Source organism: Anabaena sp. AL93 (assembly GCF_001672085.1).
Classification (GTDB): domain Bacteria; phylum Cyanobacteriota; class Cyanobacteriia; order Cyanobacteriales; family Nostocaceae; genus Dolichospermum; species Dolichospermum heterosporum.
In genome coordinates this window covers 28,590-49,620 of record NZ_LJOU01000025.1, presented here as the reverse complement: position 1 = coordinate 49,620, position 21,031 = coordinate 28,590, and the positions used below count along the sequence as shown (strand labels likewise).

Annotated in this window: 23 protein-coding genes and 1 tRNA gene; 4 read left to right on the top strand and 20 right to left on the bottom strand. The window is 35.4% G+C overall.

Features of this window, described 5'->3' with window-relative positions:
- Positions 1-53: 53 nt before the first annotated feature.
- The 7 genes from AN486_RS08760 to AN486_RS08730 form a co-directional block, all read right to left on the bottom strand.
- A complete protein-coding gene (locus tag AN486_RS08760) occupies positions 54-494 on the bottom strand; it encodes a hypothetical protein (protein WP_290600197.1) in 441 nt (146 codons plus the stop codon).
- Positions 495-1,150: 656 nt separating this feature from the next.
- Complete coding sequence (locus tag AN486_RS08755) at positions 1,151-1,315, bottom strand: hypothetical protein (protein ID WP_290600195.1); 165 nt, start codon at positions 1,313-1,315, stop codon at positions 1,151-1,153.
- Positions 1,316-1,563: 248 nt separating this feature from the next.
- Positions 1,564-3,246 (bottom strand): NAD+ synthase, encoded by a 1,683-nt coding sequence (locus tag AN486_RS08750; protein WP_290600193.1) that lies wholly within the window; start codon positions 3,244-3,246, stop codon positions 1,564-1,566.
- A gap of 65 nt (positions 3,247-3,311) precedes the next feature.
- Positions 3,312-3,674: a four helix bundle protein gene (locus AN486_RS08745; protein ID WP_039200180.1), complete on the bottom strand. Its 363-nt coding sequence runs from the start codon at positions 3,672-3,674 to the stop codon at positions 3,312-3,314.
- A 169-nt stretch (positions 3,675-3,843) separates the two neighbouring features.
- Positions 3,844-4,590 (bottom strand): NUDIX domain-containing protein, encoded by a 747-nt coding sequence (locus AN486_RS08740; protein ID WP_290600191.1) that lies wholly within the window; start codon positions 4,588-4,590, stop codon positions 3,844-3,846.
- Entirely contained in the window at positions 4,560-5,150 is a 591-nt protein-coding gene (locus AN486_RS08735) for a nicotinate-nucleotide adenylyltransferase (RefSeq protein WP_190383783.1), read from the bottom strand. Before AN486_RS08735 ends, AN486_RS08740 begins: the two co-directional genes overlap by 31 nt.
- A gap of 82 nt (positions 5,151-5,232) precedes the next feature.
- Positions 5,233-6,618 carry a nicotinate phosphoribosyltransferase gene (locus AN486_RS08730; RefSeq protein WP_168467325.1) on the bottom strand — a complete coding sequence of 462 codons (1,386 nt, stop codon included), beginning with the start codon at positions 6,616-6,618 and terminating at the stop codon, positions 5,233-5,235.
- A 452-nt stretch (positions 6,619-7,070) separates the two neighbouring features.
- On the opposite strand from AN486_RS08730, the gene AN486_RS08725 reads away from it, so the two are divergent.
- Both AN486_RS08725 and AN486_RS08720 read left to right on the top strand, forming a co-directional pair.
- Positions 7,071-7,358: a hypothetical protein gene (locus AN486_RS08725; protein ID WP_053540000.1), complete on the top strand. Its 288-nt coding sequence runs from the start codon at positions 7,071-7,073 to the stop codon at positions 7,356-7,358.
- 2 nt (positions 7,359-7,360) lie between these two features.
- A complete protein-coding gene (locus AN486_RS08720; protein WP_053540001.1) occupies positions 7,361-7,777 on the top strand; it encodes a PIN domain-containing protein in 417 nt (138 codons plus the stop codon).
- A gap of 55 nt (positions 7,778-7,832) precedes the next feature.
- Here AN486_RS08720 and AN486_RS08715 read toward each other — a convergent pair whose 3' ends face one another.
- Positions 7,833-9,242, bottom strand: a complete 1,410-nt coding sequence (locus tag AN486_RS08715; RefSeq protein WP_290600187.1) for an aspartate ammonia-lyase — start codon at positions 9,240-9,242, stop codon at positions 7,833-7,835.
- Between the two features lie 1,173 nt (positions 9,243-10,415).
- Here AN486_RS08715 and AN486_RS08710 point away from each other — a divergent pair.
- Together AN486_RS08710 and AN486_RS08705 are read left to right on the top strand one after the other, a co-directional pair.
- The gene (locus AN486_RS08710; protein ID WP_290600185.1) at positions 10,416-11,804 is read left to right on the top strand and encodes a HAMP domain-containing sensor histidine kinase; all 1,389 of its coding nucleotides are present in this window, start codon (positions 10,416-10,418) and stop codon (positions 11,802-11,804) included.
- 339 nt (positions 11,805-12,143) lie between these two features.
- A tRNA-Lys gene (locus AN486_RS08705) sits at positions 12,144-12,215 on the top strand.
- 100 nt (positions 12,216-12,315) lie between these two features.
- Here the strand turns inward: AN486_RS08705 and AN486_RS08700 are convergent.
- From AN486_RS08700 to AN486_RS08645, 12 genes are all read right to left on the bottom strand, one after another.
- The gene (locus AN486_RS08700; protein ID WP_290600183.1) at positions 12,316-13,389 is read right to left on the bottom strand and encodes a glycosyltransferase family 1 protein; all 1,074 of its coding nucleotides are present in this window, start codon (positions 13,387-13,389) and stop codon (positions 12,316-12,318) included.
- 102 nt (positions 13,390-13,491) lie between these two features.
- The gene (locus AN486_RS08695; protein WP_053540006.1) at positions 13,492-14,031 is read right to left on the bottom strand and encodes a PIN domain-containing protein; all 540 of its coding nucleotides are present in this window, start codon (positions 14,029-14,031) and stop codon (positions 13,492-13,494) included.
- Positions 14,024-14,371, bottom strand: coding sequence for a hypothetical protein (locus tag AN486_RS08690; RefSeq protein ID WP_039201226.1), 348 nt, complete (start codon positions 14,369-14,371; stop codon positions 14,024-14,026). The genes AN486_RS08695 and AN486_RS08690 overlap by 8 nt, the downstream gene beginning before the upstream one ends.
- Positions 14,368-14,631 carry a hypothetical protein gene (locus AN486_RS08685; RefSeq protein WP_039201225.1) on the bottom strand — a complete coding sequence of 88 codons (264 nt, stop codon included), beginning with the start codon at positions 14,629-14,631 and terminating at the stop codon, positions 14,368-14,370. Before AN486_RS08685 ends, AN486_RS08690 begins: the two co-directional genes overlap by 4 nt.
- A gap of 24 nt (positions 14,632-14,655) precedes the next feature.
- Positions 14,656-14,991 carry a XisI protein gene (locus AN486_RS08680; RefSeq protein WP_137909152.1) on the bottom strand — a complete coding sequence of 112 codons (336 nt, stop codon included), beginning with the start codon at positions 14,989-14,991 and terminating at the stop codon, positions 14,656-14,658.
- Complete coding sequence (locus AN486_RS08675; RefSeq protein WP_242032361.1) at positions 14,979-15,155, bottom strand: XisH family protein; 177 nt, start codon at positions 15,153-15,155, stop codon at positions 14,979-14,981. Before AN486_RS08675 ends, AN486_RS08680 begins: the two co-directional genes overlap by 13 nt.
- A gap of 365 nt (positions 15,156-15,520) precedes the next feature.
- Positions 15,521-16,414 carry a glycosyltransferase family 2 protein gene (locus AN486_RS08670; RefSeq protein WP_290600181.1) on the bottom strand — a complete coding sequence of 298 codons (894 nt, stop codon included), beginning with the start codon at positions 16,412-16,414 and terminating at the stop codon, positions 15,521-15,523.
- 183 nt (positions 16,415-16,597) lie between these two features.
- Positions 16,598-17,854 carry a glycoside hydrolase family 99-like domain-containing protein gene (locus tag AN486_RS08665; protein ID WP_190383791.1) on the bottom strand — a complete coding sequence of 419 codons (1,257 nt, stop codon included), beginning with the start codon at positions 17,852-17,854 and terminating at the stop codon, positions 16,598-16,600.
- Positions 17,847-18,722 (bottom strand): class I SAM-dependent methyltransferase, encoded by an 876-nt coding sequence (locus AN486_RS08660; protein WP_277875732.1) that lies wholly within the window; start codon positions 18,720-18,722, stop codon positions 17,847-17,849. Before AN486_RS08660 ends, AN486_RS08665 begins: the two co-directional genes overlap by 8 nt.
- Positions 18,723-18,978: 256 nt before the next feature.
- On the bottom strand, positions 18,979-19,344 hold the full coding sequence (locus tag AN486_RS08655; protein ID WP_290600180.1) for a hypothetical protein: 366 nt from the start codon (positions 19,342-19,344) through the stop codon (positions 18,979-18,981).
- Positions 19,311-20,174: an acyltransferase gene (locus AN486_RS08650; RefSeq protein WP_290600179.1), complete on the bottom strand. Its 864-nt coding sequence runs from the start codon at positions 20,172-20,174 to the stop codon at positions 19,311-19,313. The genes AN486_RS08655 and AN486_RS08650 overlap by 34 nt, the downstream gene beginning before the upstream one ends.
- A 9-nt stretch (positions 20,175-20,183) precedes the next feature.
- Positions 20,184-21,017, bottom strand: coding sequence for a class I SAM-dependent methyltransferase (locus AN486_RS08645; RefSeq protein WP_190383795.1), 834 nt, complete (start codon positions 21,015-21,017; stop codon positions 20,184-20,186).
- Positions 21,018-21,031 lie beyond the last annotated feature (14 nt).

Sequence of the window (21,031 nt, the reverse complement as noted above, 5' to 3'; positions counted from 1 at the left end):
GGTATATCTTTAGTGGGGGTTAACTTTGTCCGTTTCCCGTCGGACGAGTGCTGTCAAATATTAATCGTGCTTCCGCTTTGGTCAATTGTCTGATTTTGCGCTACGTTCATAGCTTTTTGGAACTTTTGATTAAAAATTGTCCCTTGGGGTTGTTGAGAATTTGCAAAAGCTGCTTGAATCTCTTTAAGAAATTTTTCTAAATCTTTAGGTGGGTTAGTTTCTGCTAACTGGGTTAATTCCTGAATAACTTGACTAATATTAGGGTCTGCTTTCGCTGCGGTTTCTATTTCCATTACAGCTTGATTATAATTAAGGAGTTGTTCTGGTGCTTGTTCAATAGCTGCGAAAGTTCCAGGTAGTCGCTGTTTCAACACTTCCAAAAACTGCTGAGTTTTGTGAGATAAAGTGTCTCCAATGTTTTCGCCAACTTTTTCCAATGCTTTAGTAGCAAGTACCGTCGCAACAGCAATACCACCAGTTGTTAATGGTTCCATTTGTAATATTGGTTAAAGTATCATTTTGAGATAGTATAGCATTTATACACGACCTGGTAATTCTGCTTTACAAAAATAAATTTTAATTTTTAAATAGATATCTTCAAAAAAGAATGTAGAGACAATTCATAAGTTGTCCCTACAAGAGTTTAAGTCATTGAAACCTTTATAAAAACCCACTTTCCGCACTTCATTTTGTAATACGCGAATATTTCCATAATTTTATTTTTTATCGTTTAATAAAACACATATTTTATCCATCATTTTAGGTATTAATATTGAACAATTTAACCCTTGTTAGGAATAATTCTTGAAAAGATGGATACTACATTGTGAAGTGCGGAATATGGGTAAAAACGTTCCATAAGGTGTAGAGACGTTCCATGGAACGTCTCTACAATCTTTACCAAAAAAGTCTAATGAGATACAAAATTATCTGCGTTCATCTGCGTTCATCTGCGTTCCACTCTAACCCGTAGTACATCACATCTCTAAAGCTTACCATACATAATTTTTGTTAAATAAAATTATAAATCTGTTATTTAATCCAATAAAACTGTAAAACTATACATTGCTTTTGTATAGTTATACATTAATTTTGTATAGCAATACAATCTTAATGTTAAAAGAAACAAAAATTAAAGATAGTAGTCTATTTAATTAGTAGCTGTGTTAGCTATAATATTTTCCCGCCGTTTATCTGCATCACACACAGCAATGAAAATCTGTAACATACCAATTCTAGCTTCAGGAAAAACTAACAACCTCAAATAAATTTGTTTATTTGCGTTGATAATAGAGTGATTAGTTAAATTATTCATTAAATTAAATTTTCTAACTTTAACTATTGAATTATCAAAAGATGTAAATCATACCAACTTTTAGTATTTTATAGCTATACTTAAACAAAAAAATTCTTTTTTAGGCAAATAGTAGCTAAAACAAAGATTGTCACCTTTCCTAAATCAAATACAACCACCCCATAAATATATACTTATCCTCCTTTTTCTTCCTCTGTGAACTCTGTGCCTCTGTGGTTCGTTAAAAAAACTCCAGTAAAAATAAAGTCCTATATATTCCGCAACACAGACCAACTACTAGCAATAGGCATTCTCCAACCAGTCCCAAAAGCACGGTCAGTGATTTTTAATCCCGGTGCAGCTTGTCGGCGTTTAAACTCTGCACGGGATAATAATTGTAATACCCTATCTACAATTGCCGATTCATGACCTGCGGTAATAATTTCTGCTGCTGATTGATGTTGATGAATCAAACGGTCGAGAATATCATCTAAAATTTCATAAGGTGGTAGGGAATCTTGGTCAACTTGACCCGGTTTAAGTTCCGCGCTGGGTGCTTTGGTGAGAATATTTGCGGGAATAACTTCTTTTTGTTGATGGGAATTTAACCATTTACAGAGGGAATAAACGCGGGTTTTAGGAACATCAGCAATCACCGATAAACCGCCATTCATATCACCATAAAGAGTGCAATAACCAACAGCAACTTCCGATTTATTGCCAGTAGATAAAAGCAGATAACCGAACTTATTAGAAATTGCCATTAATAAATTACCACGAATTCGAGATTGGAGATTTTCTTCCGCAATCCCAAATTCTGTTCCAGCAAATAACTCACCAAGAGATTTATCAAAACTTTGCATTAATTCCCCAATAGGTAAAATCTGGGTTTGAATATCTAAATTTGCTGCTAATGCTAAAGCATCACTAATAGAATGTTCTGAACTATAGGGAGAAGGCATTAACACACCAATCACATTTTCTTTTCCTAATGCCGCAGTCGCAATGGCAGCTACTAAAGCAGAATCAACTCCCCCACTTAAACCTAACAATACTTTAGAAAAGCGACATTTACCCACATAATCTTTAACTCCCAAAACCAAAGCATTCCAAATTTCCTCATCTTCAGATTCATCAATGGGCGAAATATGACCTAATTGTAAATCCCGTTTATCGGCATTAAATTCAACGGTCAAAAAATCAGAGACAAAACCTTTAGCACGACAAACAATTTCACCTTGTTTATTTAAAGCAAAACTGCGTCCATCAAAAATCAAATCATCATTTCCGCCAACTTGGTTTGTATAAATAATTGGTTGTTGAAAATTAACTGCACTATGTTTTAACATCGCTTCTCGCAGATGTTGTTTACCAACAGTGTAGGGTGAAGCAGATAAATTAACAATTAAATCAACTCCTAAATTTGCTAAATCAGCAATGGGATTAACTGCGTAACTCCGCTTACCCCAAAATTCCTCATCATTCCATAAATCTTCGCAAATTGTCACACCAATATGAAGATTATCTAATTTAAAAGAATTGGCTTGTAGTCCTGGTTCAAAATAGCGTTTTTCATCAAAAACATCGTAAGTTGGTAATAGCCTTTTATGGAAAAATTGCTGGATTTTGCCATTTTCTAATAAAGCCATACTATTAAATAAATTTTTCCCTCCAGAAATGTGCGCTTGGGAATTTTTAACCACAGTTCCCACCAATACAGCTAAATTTGCAGGTAAATCTTCAGCTAATTTTTGCAATGTTTTATCTATTGATTCCACAAAACTAGGATTTAATAATAAATCCCTTGGTGGATACCCACAAATAGATAATTCAGGTGTTAATAATAAACGAACATTTTCTGATGCTGCTTGTTGTGACATTTCCAGGATTTTTTGAGTATTTCCTAGTAAATCACCAATAATAGGATTAATTTGAGCGATAGCGATTTTCATGATCATAAAAAAGGGAATAGGCAAGAGGCAAGAGGGAATAGGCAAGAGGTGCGTGGTACAATCGTTTATAACTCTAATTTTTTGATAAGAGCAATAATCATTCGAGTTTCTTCGTGAAGCAATTTAATAATCAAATCAATTTCATTCAAAGTACATAATCCGATTCTTTCTGATACAATAAGATGCGTTTCCAACTCATTAATTGAACCTTGACTTATATTTAAAAATCTCGCGTAATCTCTAGACGATCTTCTTCCATAACCCTCTGCAATATTAGCAGGAATAGAAACAGATGATCTTCTAATTTGTTGAACCATGCCATAAATTTCTTCTTTAGGAAAGTTTTTAGTTAAAAAATAGCATTTTTCAGCTATATCCATACCTTTCTGCCAAATAAGTAAATCTTTAAAATCATTTATTTCCGCCATTTTAACTTCCTCTTTCAACCTAATATAATATCTTAAATTCCTCTTACCTCTTGCCTCTTGTCTTCTTACTTATTGCCTCTTGCCTTCTTGCCTTCTTACTTATTGCCTCTTGCCTTCTTACTTATTGCCTCTTGCCTCTTGCCTTCTTGCCTCTTGCCTCTTGCCTTCTTCAAATAAACACCAAAGGTTTATCTTTAAATGGTGCAAAAGCCTCTTTATCAAACCTATACAAACTTGCAGGACGACCGGCACCTCGTGATACTTTAATGCCAGTATCGCATAAAAAGCCCAATTTGAGTAACCGCGCTCGAAAATTAGAATAATCGGCAAAACATTCTCCTAAAACTGTAGTGTATAGTTGATACAAATCGTTTAAAGTAAAAGTTTCTGGTAAGACTTCAAAAGCTATAGGACTATATTCTAATTTGTTTTTTAATCTTCTATGTCCATAGGTAATAATCTCATTATGGTCAAATGCTAATTGTGGTAATTGTTTGACGGGATACCAAGCAATACCCGCCACTTTATCGGCAATTAATTCTGCTTCTTCAAATCTGACTAAAGCAAAGTAACTAACTGATAAATAACGGACTCCATAGCTATCAATTTTTTCCCTGGGGTCACGGTTTGGACCACCAAAAGTATAAAGTTGTTCTAAATAAAGATTATTTACCTTTATTTTCTCAGCCATAATCCGATAAGCAGCATCTTCTAAAGATTCTCCTTGACGAACTAAAGTACCAGGAAGACTCCAATCATTTAAAAATGGTTCTTGCTGTCGCATGACCAAGAGAACTAACAACCGATTTTGAGCAGTATCTACAGAAAAAATCACATTATCAACACCAACTTTAAAGTCAGCTAAAGGTTGTTGATTTATGGAGTTTAGAATCTTTTTTTGGTTACGTATTGGCATTCGTACAAATGCTGTTGATGAATATAGGCAATGACGGGAGGTGTGAGAGTATTAATATCTCCTTGTTCACGAAAGGCGGTAGAGGAAACATCTAAACCAATTAAATTTGCAATTTTAATTTTTCCTCCGATTTGTTTAACTTTTTCTAAACTAGAATCATCTATTATATATCCTGGTCTGGGAATTACCAGTAATTGCACTTGTTGTAATAAATCTTCAACATGATACCAGCGCGGCAATTGATTGACTAAATCAGCCCCAATTACTAAAGTATATTCAATATCTTCTCCCCATTTTAATTTTGCTTTACCTACAGTTTCTAGAGTTTTCCAACTACTCAAATCTTGTTCTAAGGCAATATTTTGGTTAGCAACATTGATATCTTTAATTAACAGTTCTAACATTGCTGCCCTGTGCGGTAAAGGCGTTTGTTGGGATTTTAGAGGATTATCCGCCGCCCATACAGCCACCCAATCATAACGTTCAGATAACCATCTGAGAATTATTAAATGTCCAGCAGTTGGAGGATCAGCACTTGTACCAAATAAGGCTATTTTCATGATTTTTGATTCTGCTTTTTTGCAATTTTTAGAGTAATTTAAACGAACCACAGAGACGCAGAGGACGCAGAGGTAAGAGAAATTATATTAATTTATCTCTTTTTTTCGTTTTATTTGTCAATTTCTGTAATGGTTCTGATATTTCAATTTTGACGGAAGTGGGATTTTCTATTCTTCTTGTTTCTGCTGGTAAACTAGCAACTGATGCCGCAGTTCGTTGACGAATGATTGTTAAAGTTTCTGGTGTTTGTAATTGTTTACCTGCTTTGATTACTAACTGTAATAAAGATTTTTCATGGTCAGATTTTTCTTCTGTTAAGCCTAATCTATCTTTATGTATTTTACCATCTAAGAAGGATCGAAAAATTTGTTTTTTACCTGGATAAGTGAATTTACCACTTGATTCTTTCATGACGGGAATTCCTTCAATGTCTACAAGTTTATAAACTCCATTGACTGGTGAACCTGTAACTAATTTTGTGCCTAATCCATAACTATCAATTTCTGCTCCTTCTTGTTTAAGTCGGCTAATTTCCCATTCGTCTAAATCACCACTGGCGAATATTGAGATATTCGGTAAGAGCGATCGCACTTGTTTTGATAAACTGACTAAATCCCCAGAATCTAACCTGACTCCAGATAATTCCATTTTTCCAGCATTGACCTTTTCTGCTAATTTCTCCGCCGCAGCAACGGTATCATAAGTATCAATTAATAATGGCGCACCGGGAAAATATTGATGAAATGCCGTAAAAGCCTGTTCTTCACTCCCTTCTAACGCTGATAAAGCCATAACTAAAGCGTGTGCCATTGTCCCACTTGGTTTTTGTCCTAGTTGTAGCGCCGCTAACACATTGGAAGTACCATCTAAACCACCTGCCAAAGCCGCCCGCGCTGCCCATAAAGAGGCTTGGGGACTAAAAGCCCTGCGTGTACCAAATTCTAAAAGTGTGGCTTTTTCTCCCGCTATATCCCTTAATCTTGCGGCTTTGGTGGCAATTAGAGTTTGATAATTCAGAGTATTTAAAAGATATGTCTCTACTATTTGCGCTTGCCATAAGGGTGCTTCTATTCGCAGTATAGGTTCATTTGCAAATATCGCTGTTCCTTCCGCAACTGCCCACACATCTCCAGTGAAGCAACCTTCCCGCAAAAGCTGCCAAAAACGCTCATTTGCGTGGGTAAAAATTCCCGTTGACTGCAAATCAGCAATTTGACTGTCATTAAACCGGAATTTAGTCAAATATTCCAAAGCTTGGGCTAAACCCATAGCTATTAAATAGCCAAAACCATCAGGTAAGCGTCTGACAAACAATTCAAAACTCGCTTGCTTCTGTTCTATACCTTCACCAACATAACAAGCTGTCATTGTTAGCTGATAAAGGTCTGTTAGTAAGCTGTAATCCTCACAACTGAGATTTAATTCGGGATTTTTCCTTTCATAGTCTATATCTAGGAAAGTTGTCATCTGAGATGCCCCTACCAAGAATGTCTCTTTATTTATGGTAGTATTTACCATAAATAATGTCAAGCCTTGGCTAATAAATAATGACAAATTCCCCAAAAGCCTATATTCGTAAGGGAGTTAGGCTATTTTTTACAATTAATTTATATTTCTTAATAGTACAGATAGTCAATATCAAGAAGTTGAATAAGATTTACAGAATAATTGACCGCGGATAATAAGGGATGAATTAATGAATGGATTTTATGATTCCGTGCAGCTTTACATATAATAAGTTTAAGGGTTTAGCCCGAATTAGACTAACAAATAGTTTTTGTGTTTGCATGGGGAATAATTGCGTTATTATATAACAATAGAAACTAAATTTATATAAGAATAGGAAAACCAAGAAGAAATTAATACCAATTTCTTTGAAAACAGATAAAAGTTATTTCGATAGAAGGATGATATCAATTATGGATTCTGTAAGTCTCACCCACGAACAATTATCTCAAGCTATTAATGAACTTCCACTGGCAGCACTTCCTGAATTAGCTGATTTTATTGAATCTTTACTTTTTAAGCTTAATTTAACTCCTGCGGCTATTAATAATGAACCAGGGGAGAGTAATTTTTTATTAAGTATTGCTGGTATAGGAGAGTCTAGTGAATCCAATTTATCAGACAGAGATACAGAAAACGGAGAACTGGAAATTGTTCCAACTAGAGGTATCAAGGAATTTAATCATGAGGTAAATAAATAATTATGACGGCTATTTTAGATATAAGTTTCTTAGTGGCAATTGTTGATATTAAGGACGAAAATTATGGGCGTATCCTTGATGTTATAGTTGATTCAAAGGAAGTATTGGTTTTACCAACAACAGTTTTACCTGAAGTTTGTCATTTGCTTGCTTCTCGGTTAGGATATCCGACAACAAGACAGGTTTTAACTGAATTAGCTAATAGTAATGTCATTATTGAAGGGATTGATAAAACTGATTTAAAAAGGGTGATGGAGATTCTAGACCAATATACTGATAGTAAGTTAAACTTTGTGGATGCAACGATTGTTGCTATTGCGGAAAGGATGAATATTACTAAGATTTTTACTTTAAATAAACCTATTTTTAGTATTATTAGTCCACTACATTGTGCTGGTTTTGAGATATTTCCTGAATAGGCTATCAATCAGATCCCTGACTTCTTAAAGAAGTCGGGGATCTTGTATTTTGTACTTATTTTAAAGGAACAATTGCACTCATTTGGTCTAAATCCAGGACTGTTGCTAATTCTGTTTCTGTCATTAAACCTTTTTCGAGAACTATTTGCCGGAGAGATTTACCTGTTTCTAAAGATTCCTTAGCTACAGCCGCAGCATTCAAATAACCGATGTGGGTATTTAAGGCGGTGACTAATGCTAAACTGCCTTCAGCATAGGCTAAACAACGTTCTTTGTTAGCAGTAATTCCTTGAATACAGCTTGTGGTTAAAGCCGAAATTGTGTTACCTAAAATCTCAATGCTGTGAATTAAATTATAGGCAATGAGGGGCATCATTACGTTTAATTCTAATTGTCCAGCTTGGGCGGCAAAAGCGATCGCATTATCATATCCCATTACCTGAAAACATACCATTGATGTCATCTCTGCCATCACAGGATTATATTTTCCGGGCATAATTGAAGAACCAGGTTGGACTGGAGGAAGTTGAATTTCCTTAAATCCGGTTTTGGGACCAGAATCCATTAACCGTAAATCGTGGGATATTTTCACCAAATCCTGGGCTAAATTCCGCAACGCCCCAGAAACATTCACAAAAGCCCCCATACTTTGCATAGCAGCCATTAAATGGGGTGCTGGTTCTAGGGGAAATTCCAATAATTGCGACAGGATATCCACAACTCTTTGCCGATATTCTGGGTGAGTATTCATACCTGTTCCCGCCGCACTACCACCTAAACCCAACACCATTAAATCCCCAGAAGCAATGTAAAGACGGTTTTGGTGTTCTGAGAGAATTTGCGCCCAAGCCCGAAAATTATCCCCTAATCGCACGGGTACAGCGTCTTGGAGGTGAGTTCTCCCCGATTTGACGATATCTTGAAATTCTGTAGCTTTGGCTTCTAAAGCCGAAATTGCCTGTTCTAAAGCTGGTTGTAAAGTGCGAGAAAGTGCCAGTAAGCCACCAATCCGAATAGCTGTAGGGATGACATCATTGGTAGACTGTCCGTAGTTTACATGATCATTGGGGCTAACGAGTTTATAATTACCTTTTTGATCTCCCAGAATTTCTAAAGCGCGATTTGCCAAAACTTCGTTAATATTCATGTGGTGAGAAGTTCCCGCACCAGCTTGATAAACATCAACGACAAATTGATCTCGTAATGCACCTGCTAAAATTTCATCAGTAGCTTGAATAATAGCCTTGCTGATATCTGCGGGAATACAATCCAATTCTCCATTGACAATAGCGGCGGCTTTTTTAATATATAAACCAGCATCTATATAAGTGGATAAAGGTTTAATCCCGCTAATGGGGAAATTTTCGATCGCCCTTTGGGTTTGAATCCCATAATATACGTTATTGGCAATTTGGCGATCGCCCATCGAGTCTTTTTCAATCCGAAAATCTGAATTGTTAGTCATATAAATGGAGAATGGCAACGGAAGAACAGGGAACAGGCAAAAAACTTATTTTTAACTCAATTGAGGATTGCTATATTTCCCACTTATCATAATACACACACCCGTGATTAAAAACGCCAAGGCACTGCAAAATCCAGCAAGTACAGATGTTATTGTTGCTGGAAATACAAAACCAAAAATATTCATAAAATAGTAATATAGATACCCGCTAACATGGCTTATTTTCCTAATAAGTAATTGGACAAAAATATTTACAGTCATTGCGAGCGAAGGGAAGCAATCACAACCCTTGGAATTGCTTCATTTCACTTCGTTCCCTATGGCTAACGCCACGCTGCGCTAACGCAATGACATTGTGTAATTAATTCTGTCTCACTACTTAAAGAAATTGCCGGAGAACGAAATACTGTCATTGCTAATGCCCAAGCAATCAAAACTCAAGGTAAAATTCCTTGGCTCTACCGTTCCCTTTATGTAAAACAATATTTATTGTAGGTTGGGTTGAGCCGCGAAACCCAACAAAATCCGGCTCTTGCGTCTCTTTTATGGTGATTGAGGATTGATTATAACAAAACCCTTAGAGGATACTTTAAAAGTGGTATTCCGTAATTTTTATCACATTGTTACCCCCCTTTGCAAGGGGAAAGGGGGGTAACAAGAAAAATCTGGTTCCCTCCCCTTGTGAAGGGGAGGGTTAGGGAGGGGTAAAACATTATGATTTTGTAAATAATTGCAGATTTATCAAGATTAGTATTAATTTTTAACAATGCAGTAAAATAGCGTTATGGGATTAGCTGTAACTTAACGTACCTGTTTACAAACCGTCACAAGGGTTGTTATCAGCAATACACAATATTTGGTATGCTCGCTCATACTCATGTCATTTCTTCGTTAAGAGGGTGTTTGAAAAGTTATGGTTGATGTATCAAATATTTTTTACCCCTCCCTAACCCTCCCCTTGTAAAGGGGAGGGAACTGGATTTTTATTGTTTCCCCCCTTTACAAGGGGAAAGGGGGGTAGCAATGTGATGAAAATTACGGAATACCACTTTTCAAACATCCTCTAAGGAATAGGTAATAGGCAGATGGAAAAATCAGTCATGAGTAAGTATTATTTCCACTTACCTCTTCCCCGATGATCAATTATCCATTATTTCTTTCCTAAACTATTGCATGAATCTAAATCGAGTTAAATCCATCCCCAAATGGACACAATTACCATCTCCACCCATATTTTGTTCAGAAGTATCTATGCAATTGGGTGGAGATACATCCGTTGCCCAATTACAACAGCAGGTAGAATATTTACAAATCCAATTAGAGTTAGAAAGACAGGAAAATATTCAAAAGATACAGCAAATTCAGAAATTCCAAGGATTGCTACAATATATTACTGAACATATCCGCGATAGTCTGGATGATCGCAAAATATTAACAATTATTACTCAAGAATTAGTTGATTTATTACAACTTAATCGCTGTCAAATTGAACTTTATAATCCCTGTTTGACTGCTGCTACAGTTACCTACGAATATAGTGCGAGTTTACCCCATTTTCAAGGTTTAACCACAAAAGTTGCTGATTTCCCCCGAATTTATCAATCTCTATTGCAAAAACAAATCTGGCAATCTATAGAAATTGTTCCCGGACATGATTCTGGCTTACAGATGATGAGTCAATTGGCTTGTCCGATTTTTGATTATCAAGGTGTTTTGGGCAATATTTGGCTAATTCGGCATACAGAGGCAAAATTTGGAGAATTAGAAATATCTTTTTTACAGCAAATAGCTAATCAATGTGCGATCGCCATCTGTCAATCTCAACTCTACACCAAAACCAAAGCCCAAGTTCAAGAAATTGCAACCCGAGAACATCATTACAACGAATTTATCAGACATCTTGCCCAAGAATTACGCACACCGATTACTAATATTAATCTTGCTGTGCAAACCCTAGAAAGTCTCATGACACCACCGGGGATTATAGATATAGAAATAGTATGCCAACTATTACAAATTCTCCATCATGAATGTGGACGAGAAGATAAATTGCTTACCGATCTTCTTACCTTGACATATCTGAAAATCGATCCTGAACCTCCTAATTTAATTACTATTGATTTTTCAACTTGGTTATTTTCCATGGTTGAATCTTTTCGAGATGTTACCAATTGTCAGCAACAACAATTACACTTAGATATCCCCAGAGAAATTCCTCCTTTATCCACAGATATCACCGAGTTAGAAAAAATTATTACCCTGCTACTCAACCAAGCTTGTCAATGCGCTCCCGCAGGTGAATCAATTACAGTTACCGCCGATGTGAATGCAAACACGGTAGAATTAAAAATCATTATTTCTGGTGTAGAGATGCCTCACCATAAACTGTCACAAGTTTTTCAGCCATTTTACCGCATTCCCAAACATTCCCCCTGGCAAGCACAGAACACCGGCTTAGAATTGGCATTAGTAAAAACAATAGTACAGCGTTTAGGTGGATTTATTCAAGTTATGAGCATGAACAATCGCATTACTTTTATCATGCAATTCCCACTGTTGTAGTTGTTTAGTGTCTTCAGCAATCTGTTGATAAATTTCGTGATTCAACAATTAATAAAGGCACCTCTCCCTAACCCTCTCCTAAGAGGAGAGGGAAAAGGAATAAGTAATTGGACAAAAATATTTACAGTCATTGCGAGCGAAGGGAAGCAATCACAACCCTTGGAATTGCTTCATTTCACGTCGTTCCATATGGCTAACGCCACGCAACGCTTACGCAATGAAATTGTGTAATTAATTCTGTCTCACTACTTATTAATCAAACCCCAGGAAAATTAACGATTTTTAAACCATGCAACACTAGCGCAAAAGTCAAAAGTCTGATATCATGATCTAATAAGCGGGTGAGTAGCTCAACGGTAGAGCAGTTGACTCTTAATCAATTGGTTGCGGGTTCGATTCCCTCCTCACCCATTAAATAAGATGTTAAAGAAATAAGCATGATCAAATAAAGGACATTTGAAGGACAATCAGATCCCCGACTTCTTTAAGAAGTCGGGGATCTGCTACTCTGCTACGATCGAAGATATTCTTTTAAAACCTCAACTGTAGCTTTTCCAGTTTTTTCCCAACTAAATTGATTTGCTCTTTTCAGACCTTTTTCTGAAAGTTGTTTTCTCAGTTCTGAATCATTAATAATTGCTTGCATTGCTGCTGTAATCTCCCTCGCATCATAGGGATTAATTAAAATAGCAGCATCTCCCGCAACTTCTGGAAGTGAGGAAATATTAGAAGTAATAACTGGTGTACCACAAGCCATTGCTTCTAAAACCGGTAAACCAAATCCTTCCCACAGAGTAGGGAAAACAAGTGCTAATGCTTGATTAATAATTATTGGTAATTCGTCATAGGAAACATAGTTAAGGAATTTAACAAGATGACTTATTCCTAATTCTTGAGTTTGTGCTTCTAATAATGGAGAGTAACGTTGATCATAGGGTCCGGCTAACCATAGTTCATAATCATTTTTGTGAGGTAATGCGGAAAAAGCGGTAATTAGTCTTTGGAGGTTTTTGTAAGGGTCTTGACGACCAATATATAGGAAGTAATTGCGGGTAGGAAGGTTCAGGAATTGGAAATGTGAGTTATCTCCCGCCAAGAGAATTGGTGTAATTTTATTACTAGGAATTTGGTAAAATTGGGTGATATCATTGGCTGTTGATTCTGATATACAAATAATATGTTCTGCTTGTTTAAAAACTTCAGGAGTATAGTATTTATGGTATGTCGTCAATGGTGAAAAGCGTTTAGGAAACCGCAGTGGTATCATATCAAATGCTGTAACAACAAACCGACAATTAGTATATAAAGGTGCCTCGGGAATAGGGGAAAATAAAAGTTGGGATTTGAGGTTTTGATAGATTTTTGGTAATTGGAATTGTGTCCACAATAAACGGCGTAAATGTCCTTTCAAACCTTGTTCTGAGGTTAGGTTAGTAGGAGTTTGATAGCAGTTATAGTTAGGGAAAGATTGGGAAGTTAAAAGTATTGGCTCAAGTTTTTGTAAATGAGGTAAAAGATTAAGAGCGTAGGTAGTTGTACCTGTAGGTTTGGTAAGTAAGAATGAAAGATTAGTGAGTAATTGCATTTTTAATTTTTAGTTAGTTCAGTTATTAATATTTTTTATTCATACAAATTCAGTTTTAAATAAGCCCATATAATTTTTATTTTCTTTTTTTTATTATAAAGATTACAGAATTTCAGGAATATTACCTTGATTTAGCCAATTAATCATTAAATAAGGATGAACAATGTGAAATTCATGGATAGGAGAATTATAAATACTATGTCTTTCAGGAATGATAAGTTCAATATCTTTATTTAAAAAATCTTTAAAATTAGCTGTCACTAATAGATTAGCTCGACCAGCTAAAGCTGTTTCTAAAACGTGCTGATCTTCTATATCACTAATAGGAATAACACCTGATCCTCCTAATGTTAATTGAGGCTGAATTTGAGCATAACTGCGGATAACATCTACATAAAAAGACGCATCCTCAGCCAAGGGAGTTAATCTTAATAAAACTTCTTCTAAACGATTTAACATTCCCCAAGAAATCACAAGTTCTACTTTTCCCATATAACAGCGACCATAACGAACTGTATCAACTATACTTTGACAAGCTGATAGCTTGCGTGGTGTAGCCATATTTTGATTTTCTTTGATATCAGCTAATAATGCCGCACACCAAATATTGAGATCAAGACATAAGCGTAAATGATTAGACATCACGAGTTAACTCAACTGAAGCACAGAGTAAATCATCTTCAGTTTCTAAAGAATTTAACCAATTTTTATCTATATTTTGGGCAATTCTTTGTTGAGCGAGTTTGTATTGATGGTGCAATAAAACTCTTGTAATTTCTTGACTAATTTCTTGCCACTGTGCTTCAGAAGCAACCCCATTTAACTGTAAGAGTGCTGACCAAGCATCATGAGGTAACATAGCTCCTAGCTTGATTGAAGCACTGGCTATTTGGGATATTGAGCGATTTTCCATTTTTGATAATACACTAATTCGCTCTGCTGTTTCTACGTCTAGGTCTGCTGAGATGGTTTTTTCTGTCATTGCTCTATTTTTCTCATGAGTTCTATAAAGATTATAACTTTTAATTGGAATTGTGTCCATAATAAGCGGTTTAAATGTCCTTTCAATCCTTGTTCTGATGTTAAGTTAGGAGGAGTTTGATAGCAGTTATAATCAGGGAAAGATTGGGAAGTTAAAAGTATCGGCTCAAGTTTTTGTAAATGAGGTAAAAGATTCAGAGCGTAAATAGTTGTACCTGTGGGTTTGGCAAGTAAGAATAAAAGATTAGTGAGTAATTGCATTTCTCATTTTTAACGAGTAGGATATTACTGTACTGCATAAGGTGTAAATTGCCGTTTAAAAGCAGAATGAAAACCAAGGACAATATCTGAATTTGGTACACCCATTTGCACTAATCTTTCAGCTATAGATTCTTCGGTTCCGTTGTACTGAATCCAAATTTTGCCGTCTTCAATGTCAAAGTGCATCACTGGTCCAAACACTCGTTTATCGCCTTGCCATCCGATATAATTGAGTTGGTAATGGTCATGTTCACTATCAAATATTAGTTGTGCTTTGACTGTATCATTTGTGGTACAAATCTGGGCGTGTTCTGTTAAAATTTGTGTGATAAATTGTCTATACTTTTCTATTTTATCCATTGTCGAACCTCCTCCTGTTTAGGATCAAGTTTAACTGCTTCACTAATGTGAATGGTTAAGGGGTCATGGGTAATATTCCATCCTCCTTTTATTAAAGCATTTTTTACCTGTTGGTGAAAAATGTCTTTTGCCATTGTTTTTGTGTGAATATGAGTTAAAATCATCTGTATTTTAATATTTAGTTTTCTTTCTTCTCCTAGTTTATCATAATTTGATTAAGTAGGTGAACACAATAAAACCAAACTGTGTAAAGAAACGTAAAATCGCCCAAACCCTCTTCACTCTTGCCTATTGCCTCTTGCCTTTTGCCTTGCCATAACGACAATTTTCAACGCCAACCTACTTATATGATTTTAAGGTGAGAAGTGATCCTGACAGAAGAATTTTTGTTATTTTCTCATTAGTCATTAGACATCTCCGAGAATTAAATGTACGTGACTTGAAACCCTTGTAGAGACGTTCCATGGAACGTCTCTACAATATTTTTCGGAGATGTCTATTAGGAAGATATTTGTTAGTGATTACATTATTACTTATACATAAAAATTAATTTGAGAATTTCCACACTATAGGGATTAGATGTTTTGAGATATTCAGATAAAAACTTAAATAGTAAATATATTCTTAATAGCAATATCTCCCACATCGGACGATGTTTATGATAGTAGTAAATCTGGCTACGTCTATATTCTACAGCCATTTTATTAGATATTTTCTTAACAGAATATCCTCTAATATGAATTAGAGATACATGAGGAGTATATAGAATTTTATAACCTTCATTTCTAACTCTCTGACACAAATCAGATTCTTCAAAATACATAAAGAATTTTTCGTCGAAACCACCTAATAAATTAAATAAATCTGCTCGAATAAAAAATGCTGCCCCGACGACAATATCTACTTCTTTAATATCTTGAAAATCCTTCTCTATAATATGTAAATTATTTTTATCTTCAGCATTTTTATGTAATTTTCTTGCTGCAAATTCTCCTTTAAGGCTAATTTCCGGTGAAAAAGAAATTTGGAAACTTCCATCTGGAAAAAGTAATTTAGGTCCAATAATTCCTACATCTGTATTTTCGGACATTAATTCTATTAAATGAGGTAAAATATTACTTTCAACTATTGTATCAGTATTTAATAAGAATATAAATTCACCTTTAGCTACTTTTGCACCAGCATTATTTCCTGCTCCGAAACCAACGTTTTTTGGTAGTTTAATTAGTTTGATATTAGGGAATTTATCATTAAGAATATCTACACTATTATCTTGAGAGTTGTTATCTACTACAATAATTTCACAGTTATCTCTAGGAATGAATTTTTCTAGAGAGTTTAAACAATCTATTAAAACATCTGCACCATTATAGTTAACTAAGATAATTGAAATTATCACCGATGTATACCGCTGTTTTATCATGTTAATATTTGTTGATGTATCTAAGCATAAATTTCAATATATAAATCTTGATATAGCAATTTGAGTTAAAATGTAAGAAAAATACGGAGATAAAAAGTACTTACTTACAAACCTTTCAGCCATTTTTTTTACAAATAATTTAGGATTGCTATATCATAGAGAATGATAGATTATCAAGAAAATTTATTTTCCAAATGAATTGAGACGACCTATGATTTTAATAGGTATGCGTAAGACAGTTTTGAGCTTTGGATGTGCAGAAAACCAGGAGCGTATTTGTGTAAACAGCATAGAAAAATGATAGGATACTACCTCACTTGTGTCCGTTAAAAACTTACGCTTTTCCATCTTAAATACGGCCTTATCTGGGAAATCTATTAAAGTAGATGAGTTAGATGCAGCACGTAAAGTTGCTTCTAAAAACTGATGACCATACTTTCTATCGGGTTCAAGGTGGCATCCTTCAGCCCATTCATTCCAGGCATTAATAAATACAAAACTTTCCTGATTTTTATGGATGTTTTTTGTTAACTCAATTGATTGAGCTAACCAATATTCATAGTTTGAAGGTGTACCATTAGGAACAATTAAAGCGCGGCTACCGCGTCTGGCTGTATTGTCCCATGATGGAAAAACAGTTTTAAAAATAAGTTGGTTTTCAATTCTCCTACTTAAATAGGACTTAGCTATTAATTCATAAGGAATAACATGACCCAAAAACTTGTTGTAAAAACTGACATTATCATTTGATATGCTAATACCATCAAGATTATGAGGAGGAAATTCAACTCCACTATCAAAACCAAATTGACTGTAATCTGTATTTCCATGTGTTAGAGCAGCACATAAATGCAGTTCCTCAATGCCCACACTTCGTGCATACTCCCGCCAAACAGCAAGTGTTTTATTGGCATTTGGTAGTTGCTGGGGTCTATAGACAATGATGAATGGGGCATCATTTATTCTGATATAGCGAGAATCTTTTATAACAGGGATAAGATCCTTGATGAAATTTAAATCATCTTCATCCGTATAATTCTGTGCAATCAGTATTTGATGTTCTGCTGCATCCCAACGGCGGGTCCAATTTTCGTTTGCCCAACAGATACAGAATGGCATATCACTTTTTGGATCAGCCAACATATCATTAAATGGTTTTTCTAATAGACGTTTGCCAGAGAACCAATAATAATGATAACAAAACCCTTCGATTCCAAATTCCTTTGCTAATTTTATCTGTTCTTGTCGAGTTTCTCGTACTCGTAAATCGTAGAAGCCAAAATCAGCAGGTAGATGTGGTTGGTAATGTCCATTATATAATGGTTCAGCTTTGGTAACATTTGTCCACTCTGTAAATCCTTTCCCCCACCACTCATCATTTTCAGGGATAGGATGAAATTGTGTTAGATAAAATGCGATAAGTTTTGGATTTTTAGACATGAATTCCCCAATTTTTCAGATATAATTGTAATTTGTTTTTTTGGTTTTGTGAAAGCACTTTACGCACAATACTACGCAAGAAACCAGTCAAGCCATAGGTTTTATTTAAGATCCCAAAAGGAATTATCTGACATGAAGGTACAGGAACTTGAGCAAGTTGTATAGAATTACCTTGAAAGGCTTCAGGAACAACATGAAGTACAACCTGATAAACACAAGCAAAAGGGTTAGACAGAATTTCTTTCTTGAACCCTTGGGGCAACCGTGACCAACGCTCGGCAAACTCAGTTTGATCTGGTGATCGGACTACAAAACTAACATCAATAATTTTTAAATGTGCATCTTCAATCAAGTTTTGGATATTTTTTATACCAAAAAATCGTATATGAGTGCGATCTAATAAACCCCATTCACCATACTCAAAATCTCCATCCCACAAGCAACCAGCAATAACAGCGTGTCCTATATGGGGCAATGAAATAACAATAGATCCACTATCGTTTAATAGCGTAGTCATGTTTTTAAGACATTGCAAGGGATCGTATAGATGTTCTAAAACATCGGCCGCAACAACAACATCAAATTTTTGATCTTCCGCAAAAATTTTGTTCCACTGCGGGTCATTTAAATCCGCACTAATCACATTAGGACAAAATTCTTTGAGTTTTGCAATATAATCAGGATAAACTTCAATCGCTGTTATTTTGCATTGATTGATATCTTGCAAAACTTGTAAAATTGATCCTGGTCCTGCACCAATTTCCAAAACTTTGTTGTGCTTGCCTACAAATCTTAATACATTAGCTGCTGCTGTATCAGAGTCAGGATCAACTGCATAGGTATAATTAAGCTGCTTGTCTTGAATCATATAACTGAATAAACTAAGATTTCTTTTAAATTTACAAGAAACACTCTAAATTTGCGATCATTTCTTCGGCATTGTAACATCTTTGGTGTTTATAGCAATTCCCATTCAAGTGAGGTACATCATGCTTGGGGCAAGGTGCCTGCACTAGAAGGGTTTTATCTTGTATCTCTGTACCTTTTAAAACCGGAAACTGCTGTATATAATAATTAGCAATGAATTATGATATTATACTTAATGAATGTAATTTTCATAACTTTCAATTTCTAGCTTTACTGATCTTGATTAACCACTGCTGTCCAGGAACTTCCACAAAATCGTAAATTACTAAAGATATCGCCAAACATAAGCCTAATACTATGAAGTAAATTCCTTGAGGAAATACAATACCAATACTAGCTAGATTTTGATAAATTGCCATACCCGCATAATGTGAGATATACAGGGCATAGCTACTTTTGCCAAGTTTCACTATTAATTTGTGACTTAGTAGACTTGACGCAAAAGTCTTCCCAGAAGCTAAAGTAAAAATCAACAAGGTGAATCCAGGAGTGTAAACTGGATAAATAACTACTCCGACAGTTAAATTATTTACTTGGTGACAAGGTACATTAGCAGCACACATGTCACCAGCAATAAGTTCCGAATATTCCCTTTCGGTAATCTTTCTCTTTCTCTTAACCGGAGAAAAAAACAGCCAATAGAACAACCAACCCAAAACTCCAAACATCTTAAGAATGGTAAAAGATATACAAAATATGTAAAAGTATAACTTCTGACTTCTTTTTCAGCTAGAACTGTTCCGCCTAAATTGAGACTGCTTTTGTACCACAAAGGAAATATATCAAAGGGAATGTTCATTACCAGAGAAAATATTCCTGCTGTTATCAGGCAAAGTAATCCATAAATTATTACCGAAGTCCAAAGAAGAAATCTTTCGCTTTTGATTTTCTTGAATAGACTAATTACAACCGGAAATCCTATATAAAAAATGGCTTCAGCAGTAAGTGACCAAGCTGGAGGATTCCAAAAATATAGCCAGGGATTTAGCGCTGGCACAAATACTGCTACTAACAATAAATTAGCCAACCAAGAAATTCCGAGAATTGGTGAATCAATAGAGATTCTATATGCTATTCTCGCGCTCTCAGGTGAACTCATTAAAAAGAGTAGACGTATTGGAATCATTGCAATCATGACAGTCACGAAGGCTGGAGCTAATCTCGCAAATCTAGCCCAGAAAAAATACCTCAATTTGATAGTTTGCAGTTTTTCTAGATAACTGTAACTAAGAATAAATCCACTCAAAATGAAAAACAATGACACAGCAGACATTGCTGCTGGTCGCAAGATTGTACTCACGTTAGTAAGTCCAAAGCCGGGACTAAAGTGGTAAGCACAGACAACAAAAGCAGCGAAAAAGCGAATTCCGGTCAACTCTACTAGTTCTTTCATTAAATTTCATCATATTATTGGTTCAAATTTATTACCTCGATTCAAATATTGTTGTTCCAATTTAAATTCTTCTGCTTCAAATTGAGCATTACCTCTCCGCACTGTAATCACCGAATGTTCAACTTGTAAGCTTGCCACTAAGTCAGGTCGAGATGCACACAACATGGAAATTTCTATCAACAAATTAGTCAACGAAGGGCTGCTTGCCGGGAAATACTTGCTATTTTGCCACTCATCCCCTGCCCAATGAGCCCAGCCCCAATCTTCAATAATATAAATCCCTCCAGGTCTTAACATTGGAAAAAGTGTTTCAAAAGAGGATCTCGTTTCAGCATAATAATGTGATGCATCATCTATAACTAGATCAAGCTGCACTCCACCAAATTCAGCATCCACAATTTGTATTAACCGCTTACTGTCCGCTTGATTTACACCGTAGTAGGTGCTAACTTGCCTTCGTAACCCATTTTTAGTAATAAACTTATCTAAAGGTTCTACAGGTTCTGTGGAGTATTCAATACCAACCAACTTTAAAGGACTAAATAACAAGGCATACAAAGCTATGCTACCTCCTTTATAAATACCAATATCTACAATTTGCTTGATACTCTCTGAGTCTCGCATAGCAACAGTGTTTGTTACTAGGTTACGAGTCTTACCGAGCAGGAATCTCTCCTCTGTTGTTTGTAAACGCTTTAAATCCTCTGGATTATGGGTCATGAAGAACTCAGTTCCGGCGAGAGTAAAACTTGCACCATCAATCCAAATAGGGTACTGTCTAAAAGTAGTTATCTCAGATATTTTTCTGAGTAAATTATTCTTAAAGAAATGCTTATAATTCATTTTTTTCATAGTTG

What these genes read in the sequence shown, in the direction of transcription:
- AN486_RS08665 (WP_190383791.1), bottom strand. Translation starts at nt 17,854, where the DNA reads ATGTCTAAAAATCCAAAACTTATCGCATTTTATCTAACACAATTTCAT.
- AN486_RS08680 (WP_137909152.1), bottom strand. Translation starts at nt 14,991, where the DNA reads ATGGATAAAATAGAAAAGTATAGACAATTTATCACACAAATTTTAACA.
- AN486_RS08755 (WP_290600195.1), bottom strand. Translation starts at nt 1,315, where the DNA reads ATGAATAATTTAACTAATCACTCTATTATCAACGCAAATAAACAAATT.
- AN486_RS08710 (WP_290600185.1), top strand. Translation starts at nt 10,416, where the DNA reads ATGAATCTAAATCGAGTTAAATCCATCCCCAAATGGACACAATTACCA.
- AN486_RS08655 (WP_290600180.1), bottom strand. Translation starts at nt 19,344, where the DNA reads ATGTGTGCTGCTAATGTACCTTGTCACCAAGTAAATAATTTAACTGTC.
- AN486_RS08675 (WP_242032361.1), bottom strand. Translation starts at nt 15,155, where the DNA reads ATGATTTTAACTCATATTCACACAAAAACAATGGCAAAAGACATTTTT.
- AN486_RS08690 (WP_039201226.1), bottom strand. Translation starts at nt 14,371, where the DNA reads ATGACAGAAAAAACCATCTCAGCAGACCTAGACGTAGAAACAGCAGAG.
- AN486_RS08650 (WP_290600179.1), bottom strand. Translation starts at nt 20,174, where the DNA reads ATGAAAGAACTAGTAGAGTTGACCGGAATTCGCTTTTTCGCTGCTTTT.
- AN486_RS08645 (WP_190383795.1), bottom strand. Translation starts at nt 21,017, where the DNA reads ATGAATTATAAGCATTTCTTTAAGAATAATTTACTCAGAAAAATATCT.
- AN486_RS08750 (WP_290600193.1), bottom strand. Translation starts at nt 3,246, where the DNA reads ATGAAAATCGCTATCGCTCAAATTAATCCTATTATTGGTGATTTACTA.
- AN486_RS08715 (WP_290600187.1), bottom strand. Translation starts at nt 9,242, where the DNA reads ATGACTAACAATTCAGATTTTCGGATTGAAAAAGACTCGATGGGCGAT.
- AN486_RS08725 (WP_053540000.1), top strand. Translation starts at nt 7,071, where the DNA reads ATGGATTCTGTAAGTCTCACCCACGAACAATTATCTCAAGCTATTAAT.
- AN486_RS08685 (WP_039201225.1), bottom strand. Translation starts at nt 14,631, where the DNA reads ATGCAATTACTCACTAATCTTTTATTCTTACTTGCCAAACCCACAGGT.
- AN486_RS08740 (WP_290600191.1), bottom strand. Translation starts at nt 4,590, where the DNA reads ATGCCAATACGTAACCAAAAAAAGATTCTAAACTCCATAAATCAACAA.
- AN486_RS08660 (WP_277875732.1), bottom strand. Translation starts at nt 18,722, where the DNA reads ATGATTCAAGACAAGCAGCTTAATTATACCTATGCAGTTGATCCTGAC.
- AN486_RS08720 (WP_053540001.1), top strand. Translation starts at nt 7,361, where the DNA reads ATGACGGCTATTTTAGATATAAGTTTCTTAGTGGCAATTGTTGATATT.
- AN486_RS08745 (WP_039200180.1), bottom strand. Translation starts at nt 3,674, where the DNA reads ATGGCGGAAATAAATGATTTTAAAGATTTACTTATTTGGCAGAAAGGT.
- AN486_RS08730 (WP_168467325.1), bottom strand. Translation starts at nt 6,618, where the DNA reads ATGACAACTTTCCTAGATATAGACTATGAAAGGAAAAATCCCGAATTA.
- AN486_RS08700 (WP_290600183.1), bottom strand. Translation starts at nt 13,389, where the DNA reads ATGCAATTACTCACTAATCTTTCATTCTTACTTACCAAACCTACAGGT.
- AN486_RS08695 (WP_053540006.1), bottom strand. Translation starts at nt 14,031, where the DNA reads ATGTCTAATCATTTACGCTTATGTCTTGATCTCAATATTTGGTGTGCG.
- AN486_RS08670 (WP_290600181.1), bottom strand. Translation starts at nt 16,414, where the DNA reads ATGATAAAACAGCGGTATACATCGGTGATAATTTCAATTATCTTAGTT.
- AN486_RS08760 (WP_290600197.1), bottom strand. Translation starts at nt 494, where the DNA reads ATGGAACCATTAACAACTGGTGGTATTGCTGTTGCGACGGTACTTGCT.
- AN486_RS08735 (WP_190383783.1), bottom strand. Translation starts at nt 5,150, where the DNA reads ATGAAAATAGCCTTATTTGGTACAAGTGCTGATCCTCCAACTGCTGGA.